Source organism: Arthrobacter sp. MYb213 (genome assembly GCF_002979915.1).
Classification (GTDB): Bacteria; Actinomycetota; Actinomycetes; order Actinomycetales; family Micrococcaceae; genus Glutamicibacter.
The window spans coordinates 43,695-69,250 of record NZ_PCQA01000002.1; the positions used below are offsets into that span (position 1 = coordinate 43,695).

At 54.5% G+C, this 25,556-nt stretch carries 14 protein-coding genes and 3 tRNA genes; 4 read left to right on the forward strand and 13 right to left on the reverse strand.

Annotated features, from left to right (window positions below; translation table 11 throughout):
- Positions 1-104: 104 nt before the first annotated feature.
- Complete coding sequence (locus CQ011_RS04500) at positions 105-866, reverse strand: PIG-L deacetylase family protein (protein ID WP_096253869.1); 762 nt, start codon at positions 864-866, stop codon at positions 105-107.
- Positions 867-1,095: 229 nt separating this feature from the next.
- Positions 1,096-2,685, reverse strand: a complete 1,590-nt coding sequence (locus tag CQ011_RS04505; protein WP_105675127.1) for a S1C family serine protease — start codon at positions 2,683-2,685, stop codon at positions 1,096-1,098.
- Positions 2,686-2,925: 240 nt separating this feature from the next.
- Here CQ011_RS04505 and CQ011_RS04510 point away from each other — a divergent pair, with 240 nt between their 5' ends.
- Together CQ011_RS04510 and CQ011_RS04515 are read left to right on the forward strand one after the other, a co-directional pair.
- Positions 2,926-4,992 carry a TPM domain-containing protein gene (locus CQ011_RS04510; protein WP_105675129.1) on the forward strand — a complete coding sequence of 689 codons (2,067 nt, stop codon included), beginning with the start codon at positions 2,926-2,928 and terminating at the stop codon, positions 4,990-4,992.
- A 68-nt stretch (positions 4,993-5,060) separates the two neighbouring features.
- Positions 5,061-5,792 carry a PspA/IM30 family protein gene (locus CQ011_RS04515; protein WP_096253856.1) on the forward strand — a complete coding sequence of 244 codons (732 nt, stop codon included), beginning with the start codon at positions 5,061-5,063 and terminating at the stop codon, positions 5,790-5,792.
- Between the two features lie 124 nt (positions 5,793-5,916).
- Here the strand turns inward: CQ011_RS04515 and CQ011_RS04520 are convergent.
- The 6 genes from CQ011_RS04520 to CQ011_RS04555 all read right to left on the reverse strand — a co-directional run bounded on the left by CQ011_RS04520 (position 5,917) and on the right by CQ011_RS04555 (position 12,147).
- A tRNA-Met gene (locus CQ011_RS04520) sits at positions 5,917-5,990 on the reverse strand.
- Positions 5,991-6,605: 615 nt separating this feature from the next.
- Positions 6,606-7,250: a dihydrofolate reductase family protein gene (locus CQ011_RS04530; RefSeq protein ID WP_105675133.1), complete on the reverse strand. Its 645-nt coding sequence runs from the start codon at positions 7,248-7,250 to the stop codon at positions 6,606-6,608.
- 184 nt (positions 7,251-7,434) lie between these two features.
- Positions 7,435-7,508, reverse strand: a tRNA-Met gene (locus tag CQ011_RS04540).
- A gap of 233 nt (positions 7,509-7,741) precedes the next feature.
- Positions 7,742-7,815 (reverse strand) — tRNA-Met (locus CQ011_RS04545).
- A gap of 59 nt (positions 7,816-7,874) precedes the next feature.
- Entirely contained in the window at positions 7,875-10,916 is a 3,042-nt protein-coding gene (locus CQ011_RS04550; protein WP_105675137.1) for a UPF0182 family membrane protein, read from the reverse strand.
- 115 nt (positions 10,917-11,031) lie between these two features.
- Positions 11,032-12,147, reverse strand: coding sequence for a YlbL family protein (locus tag CQ011_RS04555; protein WP_105675139.1), 1,116 nt, complete (start codon positions 12,145-12,147; stop codon positions 11,032-11,034).
- 176 nt (positions 12,148-12,323) lie between these two features.
- Here CQ011_RS04555 and CQ011_RS04560 point away from each other — a divergent pair, with 176 nt between their 5' ends.
- On the forward strand, positions 12,324-13,742 hold the full coding sequence (locus CQ011_RS04560; RefSeq protein ID WP_105675141.1) for a zinc-dependent metalloprotease: 1,419 nt from the start codon (positions 12,324-12,326) through the stop codon (positions 13,740-13,742).
- An 82-nt stretch (positions 13,743-13,824) separates the two neighbouring features.
- Here the strand turns inward: CQ011_RS04560 and CQ011_RS04565 are convergent, their stop codons facing one another.
- From CQ011_RS04565 to nudC, 3 genes are all read right to left on the reverse strand, one after another.
- Entirely contained in the window at positions 13,825-14,436 is a 612-nt protein-coding gene (locus CQ011_RS04565; protein ID WP_105675143.1) for a M48 metallopeptidase family protein, read from the reverse strand.
- Between the two features lie 111 nt (positions 14,437-14,547).
- The gene (locus tag CQ011_RS04570; protein WP_105675145.1) at positions 14,548-16,671 is read right to left on the reverse strand and encodes an ATP-dependent DNA helicase UvrD2; all 2,124 of its coding nucleotides are present in this window, start codon (positions 16,669-16,671) and stop codon (positions 14,548-14,550) included.
- Positions 16,668-17,597: an NAD(+) diphosphatase gene (nudC, locus tag CQ011_RS04575; RefSeq protein ID WP_105675147.1), complete on the reverse strand. Its 930-nt coding sequence runs from the start codon at positions 17,595-17,597 to the stop codon at positions 16,668-16,670. The genes CQ011_RS04570 and nudC overlap by 4 nt, the downstream gene beginning before the upstream one ends.
- A 164-nt stretch (positions 17,598-17,761) precedes the next feature.
- On the opposite strand from nudC, the gene CQ011_RS04580 reads away from it, so the two are divergent.
- Entirely contained in the window at positions 17,762-19,018 is a 1,257-nt protein-coding gene (locus CQ011_RS04580) for a phosphotransferase (protein ID WP_105676098.1), read from the forward strand.
- Here the strand turns inward: CQ011_RS04580 and CQ011_RS04585 are convergent.
- Complete coding sequence (locus tag CQ011_RS04585) at positions 19,008-22,355, reverse strand: ATP-dependent helicase (RefSeq protein WP_105675150.1); 3,348 nt, start codon at positions 22,353-22,355, stop codon at positions 19,008-19,010. The two genes, CQ011_RS04580 and CQ011_RS04585, sit on opposite strands and share 11 nt — an antisense overlap.
- Entirely contained in the window at positions 22,352-25,555 is a 3,204-nt protein-coding gene (locus tag CQ011_RS04590) for an ATP-dependent helicase (RefSeq protein WP_286161089.1), read from the reverse strand. Before CQ011_RS04590 ends, CQ011_RS04585 begins: the two co-directional genes overlap by 4 nt.
- Position 25,556 lies beyond the last annotated feature (1 nt).

Sequence of the window (25,556 nt, forward strand, 5' to 3'; positions counted from 1 at the left end):
GATCTCTCGTTGAGTTACTGAGAGCTCATACAAAAGTTCAGACGATTAAGGCGCTGGTTCCCGAAACGGAACCAGCGCCTCAATGTTTAAACCGGCAATCTACCTTAGAAGCCAGCGATCGTGTCGTCGGCATTGACTGCTACCAAATGGAAAGCTTCAGCCAGTGACCCTACTGGCTTTTTTCCACGCTCTGCATTCGCCTGGCATTGTTCTAAGACGAACTTCTCCATGGCGCCAACATCTGGATGTTGGGTGAAGTGGGCTCTCAAGGCATCCATCTTTGACTCAAAAAAGTTGCTGATATCCATGAAGGCATTTTCACGTTCTCTCGGAGCGCCATAGAACCAAAGCCACGGCACTTTATAGGCCTGCAGACCTTCTTCAGCTATAAGCTCCGGATAAGAGAAAGGGTTTTCCACGGCTGGGTAAATAGCACGCGTTACCGCTTCGCCACAGGCAAGGTGGTCGGGATGTGAGCGTTGTATCCGATCCCAGTTGCGTTCGGGATGCATGGCCATGACAATCTGCGGCTTAAACTGGCGAATTAGGCGTACAACTTGGCGCATCACGTGGTGGCTAGGTTCTAGGAACCCGTCGCGTTCACCTAAAAAGTGCACCGTGCTCACGCCCACCCGAGCAGCGGCGACACGTTGTTCTTCATGTCGCAAGCGAACCGTTTCGGCCGGATCCCGGTCATCAAAACCTCCAGCGTCGCCGTCGGTCATAATGCAATATTGCACTTCAATACCAGCTGCGGTCATGGCCGCGACCGTACCGGCAGCACCAAAATCTAGGTCATCGGGGTGTGCAGCAAATGCCAGCACTCGCTGAGTTGCCGGGTTTATGAAGTCATTCGGATCAAGCATGCGTCGCATCGTCACATTTCTGAGGCTGCCTTGGGCAGGATAATTTTAGGGTTCTTATAGCTTCGGAGTTGCATCAAGCATGATTGCTTGACTAAGCATTGCTCCGTGCTCCGCCTACTATCGTATCGATATCGGCCAATGACTTCGATTTTAAGGCAGAAAATATGGTGTGATGCGAAAATTCTCTGCTCCACACCATATTTAGTAGCTTGCCGTGTACCTGATTGGGCTACTTCAGTGAGCCGACTTCTACGCTCACCTTGTGTTCAGCACCATTACGGGTATAAGTAATATCGGTTTTACGGCCAGCTGGTACTTCACGAATGGCAGCAGTCAAGGTTTGAGAATCTTGAATGGCTCGGCCGTTGACACCTGTGATGATGTCTCCGGACTTCAGCCCTGCTTTTTCGGCAGCTGAGTTCGGTGAAATTTCCTGGATTGCTGCGCCTACGCTGAACTGGGACGCATCAGAACCGGTGGAGGCCGCTTGGGCTTGCACCGTTGCTCCCAGGAGACCGTGGGTGGCCGAGCCATTGGCAATTATCTCGTTGGCGATGCGCTGTGCGTAATCGATGGGTATCGCAAAGCCAACACCGATGGAACCTGACTCTGCCCCACCGGAACCGCTGGACGCGATCGCCACGTTCACGCCAATAATTTCGCCCTTGTCGTTGACTAGTGCGCCGCCCGAGTTGCCGTGGTTAATCGCGGCGTCTGTCTGCATGACGTTAATGTAGATCGACCCTTGGCTGGATTGATTATCTTGTTTAGGCATCCCTGGGAACTCGAAGTTGTACTGGCTGTCACCGCCACCATTACCATCGCTTTGTGCGTTTTCCTTCGGCACTGCCGAGGAAGCCACCGAGATGGTGCGGTTAAGCGTGGAAATAATGCCGTCGGTTACCGTTCCGCTCAGCCCAAGAGGTGCACCGATGGCCACCGCGGTGTCGCCAACATTTAGTGCCGAGGACTTGCCAAGAGTTGCTGGAACAAGGTTTGACGCATCAATCTTGATCACTGCCAAATCTGAGAGTGGATCGGTACCCACCAGCTTTGCTTGGTGCACTTTTCCATCACTCAGACGGACGCTCAAGGTTGGATTGGCTGTTTCTCCACCAAGGGTCACGACGTGAGTGTTAGTAAGGATATGACCTTCAGTATCCAGGATAATTCCTGAGCCCGATCCCCCACTGCCATTGCCCGAGGCCTCGATGGTCACCACGCTCGGCGAAGCCTTTGCCGCTGCAGCAGTTACCGCAGTGACGGACTCAGGATTGTTGATGACCACGCCATTTTGGGGTGTCTGCACCGAAGTGCTGCTGGCGTTGCCGCCATCATTCATGAAATATGTGGTTCCAGCCGCTGTCACGCCACCAATTAAAGCTGCAGCGACCATTCCGGCAATTAAGGTACTGCCAGCAAACTTCTTCTTCGGCGCACGCTCAGGCGGTACTGGATAGTTTGAGTGTGGCTCAGAGTGCCCATATCCTGCTGAACCATAAGGTGACCCAGTAGCTGCTGAATGGTGTTGCTCTGAGGCCTGTCCATAGACGCTTGTCGCAGGCTGCGGTTCAACGTGATTTGCCGGGCGAGAATACACATCGGTCGGCTGATCACTTGCGTTACCACTGTCGCTGACGCGCTCATGATTGCGAGTTGGCTCGACATTTGAAATCGGTGTGGTTTCAGGACTCTGAAGTGTACCGTCGGAGGGAGCGACGCGTGGCTCTTGAGCATGATTCGGGGTTTGACCGATATCTTCGGGCTGCTCGGGTTGGCCCAAGTCGTTGTTTCGTGGTTCATCTGGTGACTGGCTCATCGTCATACCTCTTTCAAATATCGTATCTCTTGAGTTTTATTATTCACGGTCGAACTGTGGCGGTTGAGAGGGATAACTTAGCGCTGGCTGTGAGTTAACTATTCTCGCAGCTGAATAGCATGGACGCTGGCATGCGCGCCAAATAGAATCAAATTGAGCTAACAAAGTAATCGTAGGTAAAAGCGGTTGGACGAGTGGCTGTTTTATTCGTTCGAATCAGCAATTCAGGTGAGGACGACAATGATTTCCAAAGCGCGGCGAATAACTGCTGCAGCATTAACGGTGGTGGCATTATCACTGGGAGCATCAGCACCAGCTTTTGCAGAACCCCCTGTCACCATCCCACCTGGGGACTTTGTTGTCGACAACGCCCAGGTACTCGGTGGCAATGAAAGTAAACTCGAAAACGACATTAAGAAACTTCGTGATGACACAGGCATTAGCCTGTTCATCGTTTACGTTGACGAGTTTACCTCCCCTTCAAACCCGGGCCAATGGCTTGAACAAGTTGCTGCGAATAAGAATATGGGCAGTTCCGACGCTATCTTGGTGGTGGCAACCAAACAGCGTCAGGCAAACTTTGCCGGACATCAAAATGGTCCGCTTTCCGCTTACACCCAAGAAATCTATTCGAAGCAGATCTCCCCAGCCCTCGCGAAGAAAGATTGGTCGGGCGCCGCTGAAGGCGCAATTGAAGGTATCGCAAATGTTGCCGATAGTGGCAGTGCCACCAGTTCGTCAAGCTCCGGCGGTGGCGTTTTCTGGGTTCTTCTCATTATTGGCGGCGTAGCTGTAGCCGGCTATGTCATTCTTTCGCGCCGAAGCAAGAAAAAGACTAACCAAATCCCTCAAGGAAACCCAAGCACTGGGCAGCCCCAGCAGCTTGAGTCATTGGAGAGCCTGCGACTGCGAGCGGACCAATTACTTGTTGCCGCCGATGATTCAATTCGTTCTTCCGAGCAGGAACTAGGATTTGCTGAAGCTCAATATGGCGCAGACTCGGTCAAGGTTTTCTCCGGGGATCTGGCCGAAGCCAAAACACACCTAGTGGAATCCTTCCGCCTGCAGCAACAACTTGACGATCACATTCCCGACACCGAGGAAGATCAGCGCTCCTGGCTCGGCGAAATCATCAACCGATGCGGTCAAGTTAACGACACCTTGCAAAAGCACGCCAGTGAATTCAAGGATCTACGTCAGCTAGAGCAAAACGCTGAGACTCGAATTGAAGAAGTCGCCGCCGAGAAGGAACCTCTTGCGCAGCAACTTTCACAGCGAGTCTCCGAGCTTGAGGTGCTGACGACGAAGTATGAGGACAGTGCGGTCTCACAGATCACCGATAACGCCGAGCAGGCCTCGGAACGGCTAACCTTTGCGGCGTCCTCGCTGAAGCAGGCACGTGAAAAGCTCGGCACCGATCGTGCACATGCAGCCCTGTTGATTCAGAATGCTGAAGAAGCTCATGATCAGGCCGAAGTCCTGCTGGCAGCAATCAGTAAGTCCGCGACCGCTCTTCGCCAAGCAGACAATGATTTGGAATCAGCTGTTGCCACAGCCGCTCGGGACCTCGCACAGTCTAAAGCGCTGGTCGCTAATGGTTCACAGCCTAATCTGGCGGGTCCCATCGCCGGGGTTGAAAGCACCCTGGCCCTGATTCAACAAGCGCTACGTGCAGATAAGCATGATCCGCTGGCATTGATCTCTGCGCTCGATGATTCGACGACTCCGTTAGCTTCTGCTTTGGGCTCGCTTCGTGATCGCGCCCAGCAGGACCAGGCCGCTCGTGATCAGCTGCAGTCTTTGCTTAATACTGCTGCTTCGCGGATTCAAGGCACTGAAGATTACATTCGCGCTCGTCGTGGCGGCGTCCGCTCCTCGGCACGTACCCGTCTAGCGGAGGCACAGCGCGCCTACGATCAAGCACTGTCGTTGGCATCGCAGAATCCCGCTGAGGCAGTTGCTTCAGCACAGCGTGCCAGCCAGCTTGCTGATCAGGCTGCTCGCATGGCCGAACAAGACGTCAATGGCTTCGGTGGCGACGGTGGGTTAGGGAACTTTGGAGGTTCCAACCGCGGTCGTGGAGGCATGTTCGACGGAATTGGTGGCGCCGTTCTTGGAGGCATCCTCATCGATTCGATTCTCGGCGGAGGAAACCGCGGAGGTGGAAACCACGGTGGCGGCGACGGTGGATTCTTCGGCGGTGGCGGCTTCGGTGGCTTCGGCGGCGGTGGCGGAGGATTCGGTGGCGGATTTGGCGGCGGCGGAGGTGGTGGAGGCTTCGGCGGAGGTGCCGGCGGCAGTTTCTAGAGTTACGCGGTTTTATCTCAGTAGTACGCAATTTTCAGCAATACTATTTCGTATAGAAAGGTCTACACATGACCAAGCAATCACTTTTTGGACGCGTTGCCCAGCTCGCAAAGGCCAACATCAACTCAATCCTGGATTCTGCCGAAGATCCAGAGAAGATGATGGATCAAATGGTTCGCGACTACACAGACAACATTGCAGAAGCTGAACAGGCTGTCGCCCAGACCATCGGCAATCTACGCATGTTAGAGGACGACTACCGCGAAGATGAGCAAGCAGCTGGCGACTGGGGAACCAAAGCCCTGGCTGCCTCGAATAAGGCTGACGAATTCCGCAGCGCAAACGATGCGGACAACGCCGGGAAATTCGACAATTTGGCTAAGGTCGCAATTCAGCGTCAGATGCAGGCCGAAAGCGAGATGAAAACCGCTAACCCGACCATCGCCTCGCAGCGCGAAATCGTTGAGAAGCTGAAGACCGGCCTGAACCAGATGAAGGAAAAGCGCAACGAACTGGTCAGCAAGCGCGACGAACTCGTTGCTCGTGCCAAGTCGGCAAACGCGCAGAACCAGGTCAACGAAGCCGTCAAGTCCGTGAATATGATGGATCCGACCAGCGAGATCAGCCGCTTCGAGGAAAAGATCCGCCGTGAAGAAGCTAAGGTGCGAGGTGCCTCTGAACTGGCCTCGTCCAGCCTGGACGCTCAGTTTGAGTCATTGGAAGACCTCGGTGAGCAGACCGAGGTTGAGGCGCGGCTGGCGGCTTTGAAGGCTAATCAGACCGGGGCGTTGGAGAGCTAGACTCCCTACATGGCAATAGGCGCCGGATTTGTTCATCGTGAACAGATCCGGCGCCTATTATTCGCTCAAAAATAAAAGCTTAAACCAAAAGTGGAGATCCAATTGGATCTCCACTTTTTCTCTGTGGCGGGGAGAGGATTTGAACCTCTGACCTCCGGGTTATGAGCCCGGCGAGCTACCGAACTGCTCCACCCCGCGTCGGTAAATACAACATTACCAACTCATAAACTCCATGGCGAATCGACAGGCCATGTCTTGCGTCACACCCCTGATTTTGGACCTACTTATGGGTTCACTAGGCGGATATTCAAGCCCACTCGCGACGCCAGATCACGTCCACCCAGGAATTCGAAGTTACCCATCGAAAATGCCGTCCTCGCGAATGATCTATCGCGAACAGCAACATCAGCTCCAATCGCCGGGGCCGAGTCAATGTTGCAACGGTCAGCCACGACCTGCTCGCGCTGCCGCACGCGTGCACCCGTAAGCCCCACGGAGGATGACCAAAATCTGGGTTCCTGCTAATACACGTTTAGCCGTTTGTCCGGAAACCATTGGGGTCAGGGCGCCCCGCCGCTATCCGTAGCCGCCTGCAGACAATCGGTTAAGGAAACATACGGTTGAGACCTTGTCGGTCCACGCGGACGCGTCTAAGCAGCGCACGGCGCGTACATTGCTTGCCACAGAGCATAAGAAACCTGCAACTACCTCGCTAACCAGCCGCCGCCTCCGTTTTATAGGTCGTAGGTACAGCCAAAGAAAATCTAAAACCATCTCCAACTCCCCTAGTCAATATGATTAGAGGTTGGGTAATTATGTACGGGCTTTTCTGTTCCACAGTTGATGTGTCAGGCCGCTGGCAGTGCCAATCGATTCGACCTCGAAACGATTTTCCATACCTTGTAGTTGATCCCAGATTTGCACACCAGAGCCCAGCACCACCGGGACTATCGCCAGGTGAAGGAAGTCAATCAAGTCCGCGCGGAGAAATTCATTGACGGTCGATGGCCCACCTCCGATGCGAACGTCTAGCCCGGCTGACGCTTCTTGCGCCATGCGTAAGGCATCAGTTGGAGTGGCATCGACAAAATGGAAACTTGTGCCGTTAGGAAACTTGAGCGTTTCCCGCGGGTAATGAGTCAAGATAAATACCGGGGTTCGAAAGGGTGGGGAATTTCCCCACCAGCCATTCCATCCATCATTGGGCCATGGTCCTGATTGCGGGCCAAACTTGCGGCGCCCCATAATCTCGACTCCGACTCCCTGCCCCCACATGCTGAATAATGCGCGATCTACCGTGACGGGATCACTGAGCCCCTGAATGCCGTGAATGACGCGCCCATCGAACCTTGCAAAGAGTGCACTCGCTCCCCCGATCGGCTCATCAAAGGTCACTCGATCTCCTGCAGCGTAGCCATCTAAGGAAATGAAGAGGTTATGCACTCGTGTCCGAACCATGTTGGCCTCCGCCGTTGAAACCAGAAACTGGTTGAACCCTAACGCAGAGCAATTTCATTTGACAAGGATTTTCGAACCATTGGCCGGCGCAGACTTATGGGAACACTTCTTGGCAAGCTTGGCGCCACCGAACAATGACTTAAAACAAAAGTGGAGATCCAATTGGATCTCCACTTTTTCTCTGTGGCGGGGAGAGGATTTGAACCTCTGACCTCCGGGTTATGAGCCCGGCGAGCTACCGAACTGCTCCACCCCGCGTCGGTAAATACAACATTACCAACTAGTAAACTTCATGGCTAATCGAGCTGGCATGTCCTTCGTCACAGGTCATGTTGGATACCTCTGCACTCGATTGCGAGCGCCTTTCGGGCCTGGCCCCGAAGAACTAGAGTTGAAGATTCCGCAGACAGTAAAAAGAAATCCTCCCAGTCAAAAGACTGAGAGGATTTCGTTTTGGTCACCGCCGAATTATTCTCGACTTGTCCCATAAGTGGCGGGGAGAGGATTTGAACCTCTGACCTCCGGGTTATGAGCCCGGCGAGCTACCGAACTGCTCCACCCCGCGATGACTAGACTATTCTTCATCATCGCGGAGCAGAATGCAAATCGGAGACTTGAGAACAACTATCCGTTGTTCCCATCGGCTGGCGGCGCCGACTCAGTCGGTGCGGCTGGGGCTTCGGAGTTCGTCTTGACCTCGCCCTCCGGAGCGGCTTCACCGTTGATCGATGCATCGGCTTCCAGTGCCCGAGACAAGGCATTCTGAAGCTCAGTCTGCGCCTTGCCGTAGGCAGCAAAGTCGCCAGCCTTCAAAGCTTCATCAGATTTCTTGATCGCTTCATTTGCAGCGTCCAATGCTGAAGTTAGCTTCTGCGTCTCAGACTGGGTAGGAGCATTGCTCTCCCCTGGCTGATCCTTCGGCTTGGTACCGTCCCCGGTTTCACCGGTTACGGCGCCGGAGTCGCCACCAAAGACTTCGTCAAGAGCTTCGGCCAGCGTATCGGCGAAGCCGACCTGATCACCGAAGGCGACCAACACCTTACGCAAGGTTGGGTAACTTGTCTGGCCCGAAGACTGCACGTACACAGGCTGGACGTAGAGGATACCGCCACCGACAGGCAGTGACAGCAAGTTACCGTTCTTCACTTCGGAAGCACCCTGTCGCAACAGGTTCAGCTCCGTGGTCACCCTAGGGTTGGTATCGAAGTTCTGCTGGGCTTGGCCTGGACCAGGTACAGCAGTATCGCGTGGAAGTTCGAGCAAACGCAGCTTGCCGTATTCATCGCTCTTCACACCCTCTTTACTACCCGCATCTGCATCTGCCGAGAGGAATCCGAACAGCACGTTACGCTGTTGGCCGTTAGCGGCAGCCTGTGGGATGAAGGTCGAGGTCAATGAGAATGACGCAGCATCCTGGGTTGGCATCTTCAACGAGAGGAAGTATGGAGGCTGTTTCACTCCCTTGGTCGATGAGGTCGGATCATCTGGCACTGCCCACGCATCGTTCGATTCGTAGAATGCACCGGCATCATCAACGTGATAGGTCGTGAGGACCTCGCGCTGAACCTTGAACATATCCTCTGGATAACGGACGTGTTCCATCAGTTCACTAGAGATGTTGTCCAGTGGCTGCACAGCAGTTGGGAAGACCTTCTGCCATGCCTTCAGGATCGGATCTTCGGTATCCCAAGCGTAAAGATCAACCTTGCCGTCGTATGCATCCACCGTCGCCTTGACCGAGTTACGCATGTAGTTCACACGGCCTGACAGACGATCAAAGTCTGACGCGTTGGTCAGAGAGTCAGAAACAGCCGATTCAATCTGCTGTTGCTGTGCATAGGGGAAGTCGTTCGAGGTGGTGTAGCCATCAATGATCCATTTGACGCGACCGTCAATAATTGCCGGGTAGGCATTGGAATCAAGTGTTAGATACGGTGCAACCTTGCTCACGCGATCGCGTGGATTACGGTCATAAAGAATCTGCGATTCATCGTTGACCGCGTTCGATAGCAACAGGTCAGTCGAGGCAAACTTCAACGCGTAAACAATGCGGTTGAACAGGTTGCCAACGTTTGGACCACCATCACCCTGGAAGGTGTAACGGGTATCTTCACCCTCACCGCCAGCGCTTGGGCGGTCTAGTTCCTGGTCCGTCCAACCTTCTGGACCGCCAACCACCGAGTAGTCTGGCGAAGTTTCGCCGAAGTAAATACGAGGCTCGTAATCAGCTTCAGTGATCAAGTCACCGGTGGACGGGATGCCACCGAGCATGAAGTCGGGGCGTCCACCCGCAGCAACGCGGTTACCGTAAGCGGCAACCAGTCCATAACCGTGGGTATAGGTCACGTGTTGGTTGACCCAGGTGTCGTTAGGGTTGACGCTTACTTCACGGGCAGCGATCACCGTATCCTCGATTTTGCCATCAATCTCGTAACGGTCAACGTTGAGGTTTTCGGGGAACGTGTAGTATCCACGGAACTGCTGCAGCTGTGCGAATGCAGCGGAAACCAAGTTGGGATCCAGCAGACGAATATTTGCGGTGGTTTCGGTTTCCTTGGCCAACGCGTTCTTCTCGGTGCTCACCTTCGCGTCATACGGAGTGACCTCAATGTCGCTTAGCCCGAACGCTTGACGAGTCATCTCAATATTTCGATCGATATACTCGCTTTCCAAGGCACGCTGCGATGGAACGACCTGGAACTGCTGCACCAGGTAAGGGTAAACGCCGCCGGCAACGATCATTGTCACCACGAGCATCGCGGTGCCAATCAGCGGTAGACGCCAGCGTCCGTTGATCGCAGCAATGATAAAGGTAATAGCGATCAGAATCGCGACGATAGCCAGGATCATCCGTGCAGGAATAACCGCGTGCACGTCCTTGTACAACGCACCGGCAACTCGTCCGGATTGGTTATTCAAAGTTTCGTACTGTGAAATCCAGAAGTTCACTGCCTGCAACAGCAAGAAGACTGCGACAACTATCGCAGTATGCACGCGAGCGGCCTTGCCCACAGTGATACCGCCGCGTTCTTCAACGCGAATGCCACCATATAGGTAATGAGTCAGCAGTCCTGCCACACCACCAAGCAGAACCACGGAAATCAAGAATCCGACGATTAGCCCAATAAATGGCAAGGTGAAAACGAAGAATCCGAGATCCATATTGAACTGAGGATCGTTGGAACCGAAAGGCACCCGGTTGATGAACAACAAGATCGTCTGCCATTGCCCGGCTACAGCGATAGCCGAGAAGATTCCGACCACCACGGGGATACCGATCATTAGGAACCGACGAATTGGTTCCAGCTGCGCTTGATAGCGCGACATGGAGTCTTGGTGGTTGCCTTCCGGAGCGTACACCGGGCGGTGCTTATAAGCACTTCGCATGGAAAGCCACATCGGAACCGCCATCACGACTAGCGCGATGACGAAGATGATGAGTTTAGCTATTCGCTCGGTCCAATAAACGTCCGAGAACCCGAGCTGGTTGAACCAGAGGATGTCTGCATAGAAGTTTGAGAGGAAAACAAACACAGCCACCAAAATGACCACAGCAAATACCGTGAGCGTCAGTGGTGACGCTTTCTTATTTGCTGGTTTGGAAGGTTGTCGCGGCCCTTGGGGCCGCGGTGGGCCCCCGAACGGACTATCCGATCCGTATGACACTATTTATTCCTTACCTAGATGTCCCGCACGCCTTTACTAACGCCAGAACTCGTATGACTATCACTGTACTTACTAAGCTGCAGACACCAAGTTGTATGAACGATGCCTCGCGAATCTATGAACAGGACTCCAGCGTGGCCGGGTCCGTACCTTGAGCAATCTGCTCTAATGCCTGTCGTGCTTCATGCAACGTTGCAATCTTGACGACGTTTAGTCCTTTGGGCACTCTCCCGGCGACATCGGAACAGTTATCTGCCGGAGCCAGGAAGACCGTGGCACCGTCTGCCTTAGCGGCGACCATCTTCTGAGCGATTCCGCCGATTGCTCCGACTTCCCCATCCGCGGTAATTTCTCCGGTTCCGGCGATGTGATGGTCACCTGCCAAGGATCCTTCGGTCAGCCGGTCGACGATGGCCAGCGCAAACATCGTTCCGGCGCTCGGGCCACCAACTTCCTCAACTCCGAATTTAACGTCAATCGGGAAGTCAAACGAAGTACTCAGAAAAACTCCAAGCTGTCGGGTTCCTTCAGCACCTGGAGCGGTGGAAACCTTCACATCAACTTTCTCAGTCGAGCCCTTCCCGGAGGAACGTTGGACCGTCATCGTGCTGGTTTGATCGCCACGATCGTCTAACTGTGTTTTAAGTTCATCCAGACTCGTGACGGGTTTCCCCTCGAAGGCGAGCAACCGGTCCCCCGGCTTCAACGAGTCTTTGTTTGTATCCGTGGAAAAATCGGCAACTTCCAGCCAGGTTTTATATTCGTGACCGAGCTCGTTCATTGCCGCAGCAATCGATAGTTCCTGGGACGAAACCATCATCGAGTCATTGGCCTGGCCACGTTCCTCGCTGGTCACCCCACGTGGAATCATCGTCTCTTCCGGAACAATATCTTTGTTGGGATTAAAAAGCGCTTCGAGAATGACAGGCGTCGAGACTCGGTTCTGCCCACCACCTTGGACGTAAATGGTTGTCATGTCCAAGATGCTGTCGGACTGATAACTCTTTTCTCCGCTGATAGTGATGAGTTCTTTGTCGTTGTACTCGCCCAGTGTGTTCAGTACCGGCCCGGGCGTGCGCACCACAAAGTTAGTGGGCAAAAAGAGAATCAAACCGACTAGAAGGAGAGCTAGGGTTCCGGCAATCGTGGTTTTCACGGGCTTGGAACTAGGAACTGACGCGCCGAGAGTCGGGGCGTCATCCTTTGTGGATGATGGTTCCTGTTCGTGCACTGGCCTTGCTCCTACCGCTTAAAATTATTTCAGGAGCGTTTTCACAAACGCTACCCTCCTAGCCTACTGAAGGCCTACCCCGATCTTCATCAGCTATAAGGAGTATTCGATGTGCCGAAAGCGAACTCTGGTGTTCATTGATGTGAACTCTCAGCCTCAGAGGGTACTTTAAGTACATGGCACAGAACCCTCCGAATAACCGACCTGACGGTGACGACGAAGAAAACAATCCGCAGGATCCGATGTCCGCAATGTTCTCTCGGCTCTTCGGTGACGGTTTCGATCCAAATGACCTTCCGCCTCAGCTACGGGAAGCCATGGGCTCCCAAGATCCTGCCGCTATGCAGCAAATGATGCAGCAAGCGCAAGCGATGATGTCCGCAATGATGCAAAATAATTCCTCCGACGGCCCAGTCAATTGGAAGCTTGCATCTGACACTGCGCTGCAGGCTTATGCCGGCGAAGATCCGGAACCTTCCGAATCTCGGCAAGGTGCAATCGTTGATGCTTCCTATCTGGCAGACCTGTGGTTGAACAACGCCACTGTTTTTGAATCCAATGGCGAAGCCACCGAAGTATGGACCCGCAAACGCTGGTACGACAAAACCTTAGGCGTCTGGAAAAAAGTGACCGAGCCGGTGGCCGAATCGGTAACCCGAGCGATCACCAGCGCTATGAAGGATCAGATTCCTGAAGAGATGAAGGGAATGCTCGGCAACTCCGATGCCATGTTCCATAATCTCGGTTCGAGCATGTTCGGTATGCAGCTAGGAACCGCGTTAGGCGGACTGGCCAAAGATGTTCTCGGTGGTACCGACATTGGGCTTCCGCTGGCTGGCACGACGCCCGGTTTGGTGTCCGCCAACGTTGCAAACTTTGGTGAAGGGCTGGAAATCCCCGAACAAGAAGTGCTGCTCTACGTCATTCTTCGAGAAAATGCGCACACACGCCTGTTCAACCGGGTTCCTTGGCTTTCCTCAAAGCTAATTGGCGCAGTCGAGTCCTACTCCCGTGGCATTCATATCGATATGTCACGAGTTGAAGAGGCCGTACGCGGAATCGATCCGTCCAATCCGGAGAACCTGCAGGAGCTCCTCGGAGAGGGGCTCTTCACCCCACAGCGCACGGGCGAGCAGGAAAAGGCTCTAGAAAATCTTGAACTGACTCTAGCTCTCATCGAAGGTTGGGTTGACCACGTGGTTTCCCTGGCAGCAGCGAACTTGCCGTTCGCCGCGCACCTCCGCGAGACCATGCGTCGTCGCCGCGCTTCGGGTGGACCAGCCGAGTCGGCTTTTGCCTCATTGGTCGGGTTGGAACTGCGCCCACGTAAGCTCCGCGAAGCTGCAGCGTTGTGGGAACATCTTCATGAAGAACGTGGCACCGAAGGCCGAGACGCGATCTGGGACCACCCAGACCTCATGCCTACAGCTGAGGATCTGAGCGACCCGGCCGGATTCACCAAACGTCGAGAATCAGCTGCTTCAGAGTACGACGAGTTTGATGCCGCGTTAGGAAAGCTTCTAGACGGCGGTTTTGACGATGTCGCTCCGGAAGATGACAAACCGGATGAAGAGAACGAAGACCCGAAGAACTAAAATCTAGTCCGCTAGGCAACAGGAGCTAGGCAGCTTTAGCTGCTTAGCTCCTGTTGTGCTTTAAAGCTGCATGACGCACAGATCAATTGTCTTCTAGGTCATCGAAGCCACCGGCTTCAAGCTCGGTCTGACCATTTTCTTTGGCATATGCGTTGAATCCGGCACTAAATCCGGCTAAGAATTGGTCGGCTTCCACACGCCGTTCAAAGCGATCCAACAGTTGCTGAAATTCGTTTCCATGTCCTTGACCGGGCGTTGCCAGATGCACAAGCTCATGGACCAACACATAATCTTGAACCCAGATCGGCACATATTTCAGCTTCGCCGATAACCGAATACTGCGTTGGTATGGCGTAGCCGAACCCCAACGTTTGTTCTGGTTATTGACCCACCGTACCGATAAAGGATTAGCGATTCCGCCCAGGTACTTTGCATCGAGCGCTTTGGCTCGATCCATCAAGGAGTCTTCGGTGGATAACGCGGACTCACGGTTTTTACGTTGCCGATACTTTTTGAGCATCTCGTCGACGAACACTCGCTCGGTACTCTCGTTTAGTGCCGCTGGCACCTGCACTACAAGCCGATTATCCCGCCATTGTGAGGAGATGGTTTTCTTGCGCTTATTTGACCGTACGATACGGACAGGAATGTCATCAGCCGCAATAAATTCTACGGTCTGTGGGAAATTCGGCATCGGGTGCCTCCACTTCTATCCTTCGCACGTGCACGGGGGTTACTCGGCTATCCAATTAGCTTAGATACCTTGCGAACGGCACAGCATCCGTGCCTCGCCAACTGTAGATAACTAGCCCGCGTACTCGGCCAAGACTGCCAGCATGGCTTCACCGTAGCGTTCGAGCTTGCTACGCCCCACCCCTGAGATCTTAGCTAATTGCGGAAGCGTAGAGGGGCGATGTTCGGCAATAGCCATCAGCGTTGCATCGGTGAATATGACGAATGCAGGTACTGAATTGCTCTGTGCCACTGCCGCCCGCCAACTGCGCAACGATTCGAAAAGCGCTTCGTCGTATGCGGCCGGGCAGGATGAACAGCGCTTGAGCTTTCGCTCTTTGGCCGTGGTCAAGAAGGAACCACAACCGGCGCACACCAAAGGAGTCAGTTTCTGTGGCTTGCGACGTACCGGAGCTTGCTGTCTACTGCTTGCTTGGCGTACTGATTTGATTCCATCTAGGAATCTGGAGGGGTAACGGTGCGCTCTACCACCGGGAGTGCGAGCCAAAGACCATGAAAGGTATAGATGGATTCTCGCTCTGGTGATTCCAACATAAAGAAGCCGTCGCTCTTCGTCATACCCCGCTTGGTCCTTGGCATAGGTAATTGGAACGAGTCCATCGCTGAGCCCCGCCAAAAACACTACATCCCATTCCAGCCCCTTAGCTGCGTGGAATGACGCTAGGGTGACACCATCCAAGGTGGGCGCATGCTGCGTTGCAGCGCGATCTTCGAGTTCTTTCACCACATCACGCAAGGTAACTTGATCGCCTTGCGCTCCCCTACTGGCGACCAAATCGTCTGCTAGTCGCACCAATGCTGAAAGTGATTCCCAGCGTTGACGCACGGCACCAGTACTGCCCGTTGGCGCCTCTGGCGCATAACCGTGGGAAGCGAGGACATCGCGCACCAATTGTGAAACAGGCTGGTCCCCGGCGACGTTCAGCGCAGCACGTAGCGCGAGCATGCCTTCTTTGACTTCTCTTCTCGAGAAGAAACGTTCGGCGCCGCGCATCACGTAGGAAATTCCGCGTGCAGTTAGCGCCTGCTCAAATGCTTGGGACTGTCCGTTAGTACGATAGAGGACCGCGATTTCAGAAACGTCTTGACCATTTTTGAGCAGTGCTTTGATCCGCTGGGCCACTTCTGCGGCTTCTTGTTCGTCGTCGGCGGCCTCAAAAAATTCTGGGCTTGGCCCATGGTCGCGCTGCGCGATAAGTTCAAGTGGTTCGGGCCAGGTCACCGTCGGATCCGGCATTGATGTTTCAATCCGACGAGTGGAAAGTACCTTATTGGCCAGGTTAACTACCTCGGGCGTGGATCGGTAATCACGCACGAGTTTGACGACCGTCGCCTCCGGGTATTTTGCACCGAAGTTCAACAAATAATCCGGCTTCGCCCCGGTAAACGAATAAATAGTCTGGGATGCGTCACCGACCACACATAATTCGTCACGCCCACCGAGCCACAGGTCTAGGAGCCGCTGTTGCAGCGGCGAAACGTCCTGATACTCGTCCACAACAAAGTGCCGATACTGCGACCGTACATTTGCCGCGACTTTTTCGTTGTCTTCCAAAATTGCGCTGGTTAGGAGCAAGACATCTTCAAAGTCGATAACGCTACGGTCGTCTTTGAGCTCTTCATAAGTTTGGAAAATTCGGGCCATGCTGACCGCTTCGAGCCCATTGGGCAAATCCCGGCTGGAAGCGACTTTGGCGTAACTCTCCGGTGAATGCATCGAGACCTTGGCCCACTCAATTTCTGAGGCCAGGTCACGCACCATCGCGCGGTCACTTGAAATCCTTAGCCGGCGAGCAGACTCGGCGATTAGTGGTGCTTTATGCTCCACCAAGTTTGGCAAGGTTCCACCAATTGACTGCGGCCAGAAGTATTGCAGCTGTCGTAGTGCGGCCGCGTGGAAGGTTCGAGTTTGAACTCCGGGGGCGCCTAGTAGACGAAGCCGGGTTCGCATTTCTGAGGCGGCTCGCGTAGTAAAGGTCAACGCCAAGACGCTGGTGGGGTTGTAAACACCAGTATGCACTCCGTGCGCGATCCGGTGCGTAATCGCTCGGGTCTTACCCGTGCCGGCCCCGGCAAGGATACATAGCGGGCCACGAAGAGTTTCTGCTGCAAGACGCTGTTCCACATCAAGACCAGAAAGAAGATCTGGGGCCTGAAAGTTTTCTTGCTCGCTCACTTGTTTGGGGCCTCCGGAAGGGGTTCTCCGTACCAATTACGGATTAATGCATGCGAAATAGACACTCCGCGGGGAATTTGAAGGCTTCCGGCGCGTAGTTCGGCACCGAGCTCTTCTCTAGTAAACCAACGCAGGTCAAGGATTTCGGCGCCATCAGGAACGAGAGTCGTACTCAGCGCTTCACCAGTAAATCCAAGCATCAACGAGCGTGGCAAGGGCCAAGGCTGGGAACCGAGATAGGCCACGTCACCGACGTGCACCCCGGACTCTTCAAAGATTTCCCGGCGTACCGCCGATTCCAATGACTCCCCTGCCTCAACAAAACCGGCAAGAACCGAATACATTTTGGATTTAAAAGTGCTGTTGGCACCAAGTAGCAGCCGGTCTTGGGAATCGATAATTGCCGCGATTATGGCAGGGTCGGTCCGTGGGAAAAGCTCATGGTTATTGGTGACGCAGCGTTGCACCCAACCTGAGGTTGACGCGCGAAGTTCGGAACCACAGCGCGGGCAGAACACTTCATTGCGTCGCCAATTTGTGATGGCTTGAGCTTCAACAAATAATTCGGCTTGTGCTTCGCTCAGGGAACTAAAAGCCTCGCGAAGAGTAATCCATGAAGCATCGGCAATATTCTCCAGCACCGACTCATCAACAATGGCCAATACATACGAATGTTGTTGGTCGCGTCCCAGATAAACGAACTGCTCGGTGCCGGAACTTTGATATTCCGGACCGGGCGTAAACATCAACGATTCACCTCGAAGAGCGGCTCCACGCGAAGATATCAGCATGACCCGGCTTAGCGGGTTGGCCATAACTTGCGGTAAGAGGTCTGGTTGATCGTGTTCGGTAACCGGACGCTCATACACCGATCGTGCAAAGCTCAGCGAGGTAAGTGGTAAACGATATTTTTCTGCCAACGACATACTCCTAACCTAGTGCAATTCGCTGAGCAACAGCTTGGTTTGGAGCCCCTGTGGAAACAATTGACAATGATCTCAATCGCATCTGCCCGATTGAGTGCCGAAACAAGCAATCTTCCGTGCGTCATTCACGAAAGATACTGCCAATCTCGCATACGGTGGAGGGTGTGAAACGCTCTGCCATGGAACTCGCCGCAATTGCCACCGCCGCCGTACCGGGATTAACTCCGGTCGGGTTCGCCGCGTTGTCCGATGATGCAGAAGACTTCGATTCAGCACTCATCGTGGACGCTCAAAAGCACCGCTGGCGTGTACGCTCACCGCGTCATGATGAAGCAAGTATGCGCTTGGAAGCCGAACTCTCAGCCTTACGCGCATTCTCAGCGAAGGTCCGAGCGGCTTTGCCGTTCTCGCTTCCCTCGGTGGCTGGCACCGTACGCCAAGGACCACTACGTACCTTCGTATACAAAGATTTGCCCGGAAGGGTGCCTACCCTCGAAGAATTGGTCGAGGAAGGAAGCAAGCTTGCGGTGGCTCTCGGCCAGTGCATGGCAGCGATCCATCAGATTCCCGACGAATCCGTTGAAGTTGCTGGCTTGCCCACCTACACCGCCGATGAGGTGCGCCAGCGAAAGCTCAACGAGCTCGATACCGCGGCCGCAACAGGTCGGGTACCTAGCGGTTTACTTCGTCGCTGGGAACATGCCATGGAGGACGTCTCTCTTTGGCGTTTTAACGCCACCGTAGTTCATGGAGACTTTGACGAAGAGCAACTTCAGGTTTCGCATTCGAGCATTACCGCGGTTAAGGGCTGGACCGACCTGCATGTGGGAGATCCTGCCGACGACTTTGCCTGGCTTTCAGCCATCGATGATCATGGCTTTAGCGAGCGAGTCTTTGCTGCCTATGTTGAGGCACGCGGTAAATCCGCTGACCCACACATTATGCGCCGTGCCGCTTTGGCCGCAGAGTTCGCGCTGGCACAGTGGCTGGTGAAATCCTTGGACAGCAAAGACGCAGAGCGTATCGCCGATGCCGAAGAGATGTTGCAGGAATTAGATACCAATATCGCCGAGTACGGTGGACAGCCACTGTCGGTGGTCGAAGCTCCTCGTCCATTGGCCGCCCCTGCCCCGGTACTTGCGCCGGAAGTTCCAAGCGAGCCAAAGAAGGCCAGCGCTCCGGCAATCAACACTTCGAAGGTCACTCAGCTTGAGGAAGATGATGATCTAGAGGCGCAGCCATCACCACAGCCTGCCACTGCTTCGGCTGTGCCTGTACAGCAAAAGCCAGTAAGTCAGGAACCGGTGCCACAAACCAGCGACGAGTCCACTGACGCAACGCCTGAGCCTGTCGCAGCAGCTAAAACCGAGGACTCGGTGCCTGCGAAGGACACCGAGTCAAAGGAAGAGACTAGCTCGTAGTTCCCTTAGTTTCTTTCTCTGTCAGGGTGACGAAGGCGTTGGCAATCATTAGTTCAAGTTCTTCTTCGGAAGCCAAAGATTCTGCGTGAATTGTGATGCCGGCGCTGACATAGTAGAACGCTGCTTGGATCTGTTCTAACGCAATCCCATGAAGTCGTGACCAGCCCAAGCGGTACACCGCTAACTGAACCAACTTGCTCTTCAAGTCTTTTCCGCTTGGCACCCGGCCGGTTTTCCAGTCGAGCATCAACCAGGTGCCATCTTCGAGTTGAAATACCGCGTCGATACGGCCACGTACCGCAACGGGCCCGACACGTGTTTCAAGTGGCACCTCCACATACGCTGGCTGTCGATCAGCCCATTCGCTCGCGAGGAACGCTTCCTTCATTGATTCAAGATCCAGCACATCGTCAATATAACGATCCGCTGGTTCCACGATCTCCCCTAAGTCCAGCATTTGGGTTTGTTCGTAAAACTCTTCAATCCACGCATGGAACGCGGTACCTCGCCGTGCGGCTAAACCGGGACGGCGAGGGATGGGGCGGCGAAGGTTTTCCAATACTTCAACCGGGTCCTCAGCAAGCTCCACAAAGAGCGAAGCTCGCACATGTTCGGGCGCTTCAATAACACGTTCACGATTGTTGAGGAACTCGCGTTGTGCCAACAATCGGTTCGCTTCATCATTCCAATGTTCACCAAAACTGGTGAGCATTTGATCGCTGTCTTTGTCCGCAGTGACGTCCTCGGCCACAAGCTGTAGGACTTCTCTGCGCGAGTATGGATGCGGTGTTTTCTGCACGGCACCGCTAATCACCGGACCCTCCAACGGGTCATAGGGCCAGAGTGCTTCTAACGGTTGGGAACGTACCGGGTTCTCTTCCGGGGCTTGCTCATCTTCCACCCATATCCCGATTTCGGCATGTGGGTTTTCCAGATTCACCAATGGAAGTAGTGCATTCATAAATACCGAAGGTTCACAGGGTTTGGTCCGCGAACCCGACCAGACGCTACTAGAACAGATCAGTAACGATTTCGCTCTGGTCACTGCCACATAAGCCAGCCTGCGTTCCTCGGCAATATGGTGATCATCCACGCGGTCTTTGAAGATTGATTCGGCTTCAATCAGTTCTTTGAGCGCAGGCTGGTCGGTATCCCACTGTGGCAAATCGCCGTTGTCCCCGCGTAAAGGCCACGGCAGTGCTTTATCCCCGCTGGTCCAACGATCTGATTTGGCGCCCGGAAACACTCCCTCGTTTAATGACATCACCGCGACGGTGTCCCATTCCAGTCCCTTTGAGGCGTGAATCGTCAGAAGTTGCACTGCCTTCGGGTCTGCGTCTTCCGATGGTAGCGGCAAGCCCTTCTCTTTCTCAGCTGCTTGTTCAAGCCACATTAAGAATCCGGCCAGCTCTACTCGTGGGGCGTTGCGGCAATATTCGCGCACCACATCGGCAAAAGCATCAAGGTTGACGCGATATTTATCCGTGGCAATCCATGGTCTTGACGCCACCTCAATATCCAAATTCATCGCTCTTTCGACCTCACGGATTAACGCTTCTAAGTCATCATTGGCGATCAGACGCAGCTGACGTAGTTCAGCGCGCAAGGCTTCAAGACGTTCAAACCCAATATCAGAGATACTGCGTCCGTCGGCACTCGTCCACTGCGCCCGTGGCAGGTAATCGAGCGCTTCAACAAGGCTGGCCGCATCGTTTAATTCGGCGCGGGCCGCTTCCTGCCCGCTTTGCTGTTCGGTCAGCGCTTCAGCGGGATCCAGTTCGGGGTTTAGTCCCTTTTGCCGGCGGCGGGCCAGCGAACGTGACCAGTCAGCAAATGCTGCTAGATCTGCGGCGCCAAGCCTCCAGCGCGCTCCAGCCAGTAGCCGCATCAATTTGTCTGAACGTAACGGATCAACCAGCACCTGCAAACAGGACACCAGGTCGGTTAGTTCGGGGGTGCTCAGTAACCCAGATAGTCCTACTAGCTGATAGGGGATTCCTCGTTCACCTAGCACCTCCCCCATCACCGAGAGATTCGCTCGGTTGCGGCTGAGCACGGCGCTGGTCTTGAGCACAGTATCGGTGCCTGGCTTGTTCTGCGCCACAATAAGATCTGCAATTTTCTCAGCTTCGTCGCGCACGGTGGCGCAACGGTTGAGCACTACTCGTCCCTGCTGCGCAAAAGCAGAAGGTTCCAGAGGTTTAACCGACACCGGTCCACTAACTGGTTCCTGCCCACCGGCGGTGATCTGGTTTGCCGCTTCCAAAACGTTGACGGTATTGCGCCAGGCGACCGTGAGGTGTTTAACGTGGGCAACTTCCCTGTCAGTCTCACGCACAATAGGAAACTCTTCGGGGAATCTGAAGAGCTGTCCCGCACTGGCTCCGCGGAAACCGTAGATGGACTGATTCGGGTCACCGACTGCGGTGACTGGATGACCGTGGCCGTACAGTTCGGAGAACAACACCATCTGGGCATGCGAGGTATCTTGGAATTCGTCGAGCAAAACCACCTTATGGTTGGCTCGTTCGGCGAGCGCCGCCGCGGGAACCTGCTGGGCAATATGTGCCGCGTGAGAAACCAGGTCACCGTAATCCATGACGCCCAGCTTTTGCTTCGACAGCGCATATTCTTGGGCTAATTCAGCAATCGTTGCCCGAGAGGCGAGCTTGTCTAGTAACTTTTGAGCCGGGGCGGTTCGGTTCTTTTCCTTATCAGCCTGCATTGGGAGAACGTTGAGTTCTTCGATGAGCTTGTCGAGCCACTGTTGGGCCCGCGGTGGTGAGACCAGATGCTCTGAGGACTCGGAACTAAAAGAGACGATCGCATCGATCAAGGTGCTGGTCGCCGAACCTAGGTGTTCGTAACTTCCCGTGTAGCTCTCCAAAACCTGATGGGCAATCTGCCAGGATTGGGCGGCCCCCAGTAGTACCGTGTCTTCTTCAATGCCCAGCCGTAGCCCGTAGTCCTGGACTAGGGTATTTGCGTAGGAATGATAAGTAGAGACGGCCGGGTCAAGGAAGTCGCGGGTTTCTTCCTCACTCAACAACCCCGTAGCGACAAGCTGCGCAATCTTGGCACGGATACGCACCGAGAGTTCTCCGGCAGCTTTACGAGTAAAGGTCACACCAAGAATTTCTTCCGGGCGAACCAGCCCATTGGCAACCAGCCAGACCACTTTATCGGCCATAGTTTTGGTTTTGCCCGACCCAGCGCCGGCGATCACCAGCATTGGTTCTAATGGCGCGGAAATGATCTCCGCTTGTTGCTCGGTGGGTGGAAACTGCTCTCCTAAAGCTTCGGAGAGTTCTAGTGGGGAGAATCTAATATTGCTCATGGTTCGGTGACCTGTCGTCCTTCTTCGCACAATGGGCAGATTTCGGGCAGTGTGCAAGAGCCTCGGAGCCCCTCTGAACCAACCGTGTGGCGGGTAATGAATTCACTCTCGCCCATCAGTTGCGCGGCCTGCAGAATCAGCTCACGAGCCCAGGTGTCCTCCCCTAGCGCTGGCTGGTCTCTCAGCGAAGCCGACTTTGTTGAGGTGCCCACGTATACCAGCGAGGCACCTGCCGGTTCGGAGGATAACTGCGCGGTTTCTTCTTGGTCCTGCAGTGCGCCGAGTTGGATTGCCGTTTGATAGACCGCAAGCTGTGGATTAGTTTCGGTGAGCTTCGCTGAGGGCGCGGTGCCACCGGTCTTCAGATCCACCACGGTAACCCTGCCGTTTTCATCCGCTTCGATTCGGTCAATGACACCGCGTAGTTGAATGTTTTTTCCTTCGTGTGGGACATCGACTTGGAACGGTAGTTCGATGGCAGCCAACGTCCGTCCAGAAGTTCGCATGGTGATGGAATACTGTGCGAGTTTTTTGAGCATCTCTTCGGCTCGGTCAAAATCTCGTTGGCCTTCCCAATTGGGAAGCTTTTCCAGCTCTGGCCAGCGCTGTTCCAAGATCTGTGCGTATTCGGTGCCGCTGGCTTCGGGGTGTTCCTCGGCGATTGAATGGATCAGGGTACCTAAGGAGGCGGCAAAGTCATGGGCTGCCTGCCCGCCGGCGCTTTGCACAAACCAGTTCAGCGGTGATTTCACTAGCGTTTCCACCTTGGACGGCGATACGCGAAGTGGCTGGTCTTCAGGAACCACAGGAGCATTTGTGCTCAATGGTTTCAGCCCCCACCAGCTCTGCGGATGGGCACCGCGCACCGGATAGTCATTTCGTGCCAAGCGGTTAAGGACCGAGGTGGCATCGTGATAGATCTCTTGAGCTGAGACGTCCACAGGTTCTGGAATGGCTCCGAGCTGCGCAGCCTTGGCTCGTTCGGCCATGGAGCGCAGTTCTGCCACCAAGGTTGATAGTGCCCTGATACGAGGGACCTCGGTGAGTTCTCTGGCCGCCGCGTCATGTGGATCTACAAGGTCCAGGAACGAGGATGGTTGGAAGTCTTCGTTGTCTACCGCGGTACAGATCAGCATTTTTGACGCGCGAGACACAGCGTTGCTGAAACTTCGTGTTTCATCACTGCGAATTCCACGTATCAATTGGGTCGGGGTTCGAGTGCTTAAGAAGGAGATCCCATGCTCAACCGCGTCAGCCAAGGCATTTGAACCTAGCAATTCTCCACGGAGGCGGAGATTTGGCCAGCTACCTTCTTGCAAGCCTGGGATGAACACCACCGGCCATTGTTTTCCTGCCGCGGCAGCGGTGGTTAGTACCGTTACCGTTTGGGTACCGGTGGCCCTAGATGCCAGCGAATCCATAGGAAGGTCTTGATGCAAAATATGGTCTAGGAAAAGCTCCACGCTGGCGCCTGGTAGCTGGTCCACGAACCGCTCTGCTGCTTGGAATAGCGAGAGCACCGCGTCCAGATCATGGTCGGCCCTGCGCGCGGTATTGCCCGTTCCCAAAGCTTCTTTACGCCAAGCGTTGGCGCGCCCCGAGGCTTCCCACAGAGCCCAAAGGGCCGTTTCTGGTGTCGCTTGTCCGGTGGCTAGTTCCGTGCGTAAGGCATCAAACATGGTCAGCAAGCGGTTAAGCCCGAAGGCCACAGGGCCCAATGATTCGGTCAACTCTGGTTCGTGAAGGGTGGCTTCGAGAAGTTCTTGGCTGGAGCGTCGCCCACCTTGTGAGCTTTCGCGTTGGCGCAGCATCTGACGCAGTCGGCGAATTTCCAGAGCGGTGCTCATGCCATACCGCGAGAGCAATAAGTTCTGCATGAGTAACGGGTCATCGCTGACACCGTCTGCTAAGGCAAGCTGGACCAGATCCAATAACGGCCGTACTGCTCCTTCATCCTTCAATGGGATTTCGGCAGGCGGGACCTGTACCGCAATCCCCTGACCTTCGAGGAATCGACTGAGTGAACGCACCTGTGAACCGTTGCGGACCACAATGGCAATATCCGAGAGTGGGAATCCTTCATAGAGGTCCATCTGCACGATGCGCTGGGCAATATAGCGCTCTTCCAAAGTGGAGTTTTCGAAACACAGCGCCAGAACTTCGCCATCCTCGATATCGGGAAGTGCGTGTAAGGCGCGGCCACGTTGACCTGCTGCCAAAGGGATGCGGCGCACCACGCGCTGCCACGCCTCCATGATGGCGGGCGCCATGCGGAAGCTGCTAGTTAATTCGAAAAACTGAATATCGTCATTTGCACTATAGGACTGTGCGAACCGGCTCAGTTCATCTGCCCGGGCACCACGGAATCCTTGGACAACATTGTCTGGAGCAGCAAAAGCGACCAGGGAGCGCTCGCGTCCAATCATGCGCAGGAGCCGGTGCTGGGACAACGTCGCTTCTTGAAGGTCATCCACTAAAATTAGTTGCAGTTTTTCGTGCTCTTCGTTCAGAAATTCTGGATTTTGCTCAAGAATCTGTGCGGCGCGGGTCATCAGCCCCGCAGGGTCAAAAGCCTCGGCACTGCCCAAATCAAGCAGGTCACGATATTCCTGATAAAAACGAGCCGCGGCAACCCATTCGCTGCGTTTAGTTTGTTCACCTAGTTCGGCAATATCCACCGGTTCAAGACCAAGTTCCGAGACCCGATCAAAAAATTCACGCAGTTCTTTTCTAAACCCTCGAGTCTCTACGGCCAGATCCAGATCTGCTGGCCAGCCCGGACCTTCGGTAAGACCTTGCCGGTGTCCTTCGAGCAGGTTGCCGATCAGTGTGTCTTGTTCTGGTCCCGATAAAAGTCGTGGTGCGCGCTCTAAAGCAGGCAACAAACCTTCTAACCGTGCCCGGCGAATCAGGTCGAATGCGTACGCTGACCAAGTTCGAACTACCGGTTCGGTAAAGGTTTGGTCTGCCCGGCGGCTAAGTTCATCTCGAATTCCGGCGGCCGTAAGGCGAGTTGGAGCAATGATCAACAGTTGTAGCGGATCTAGGCCAGCAGCAAGTTGCGCTACAGCCAGATCAATTAGGGCTGTAGTTTTTCCAGTGCCAGGGGCTCCAGTGACTAGCGTCGGTTTTTCTACCACTGACAATTGCTCAAGCAATAAAGTGGTACCTAACGGTGCCGAGTCGGTCGATTCTTCCATG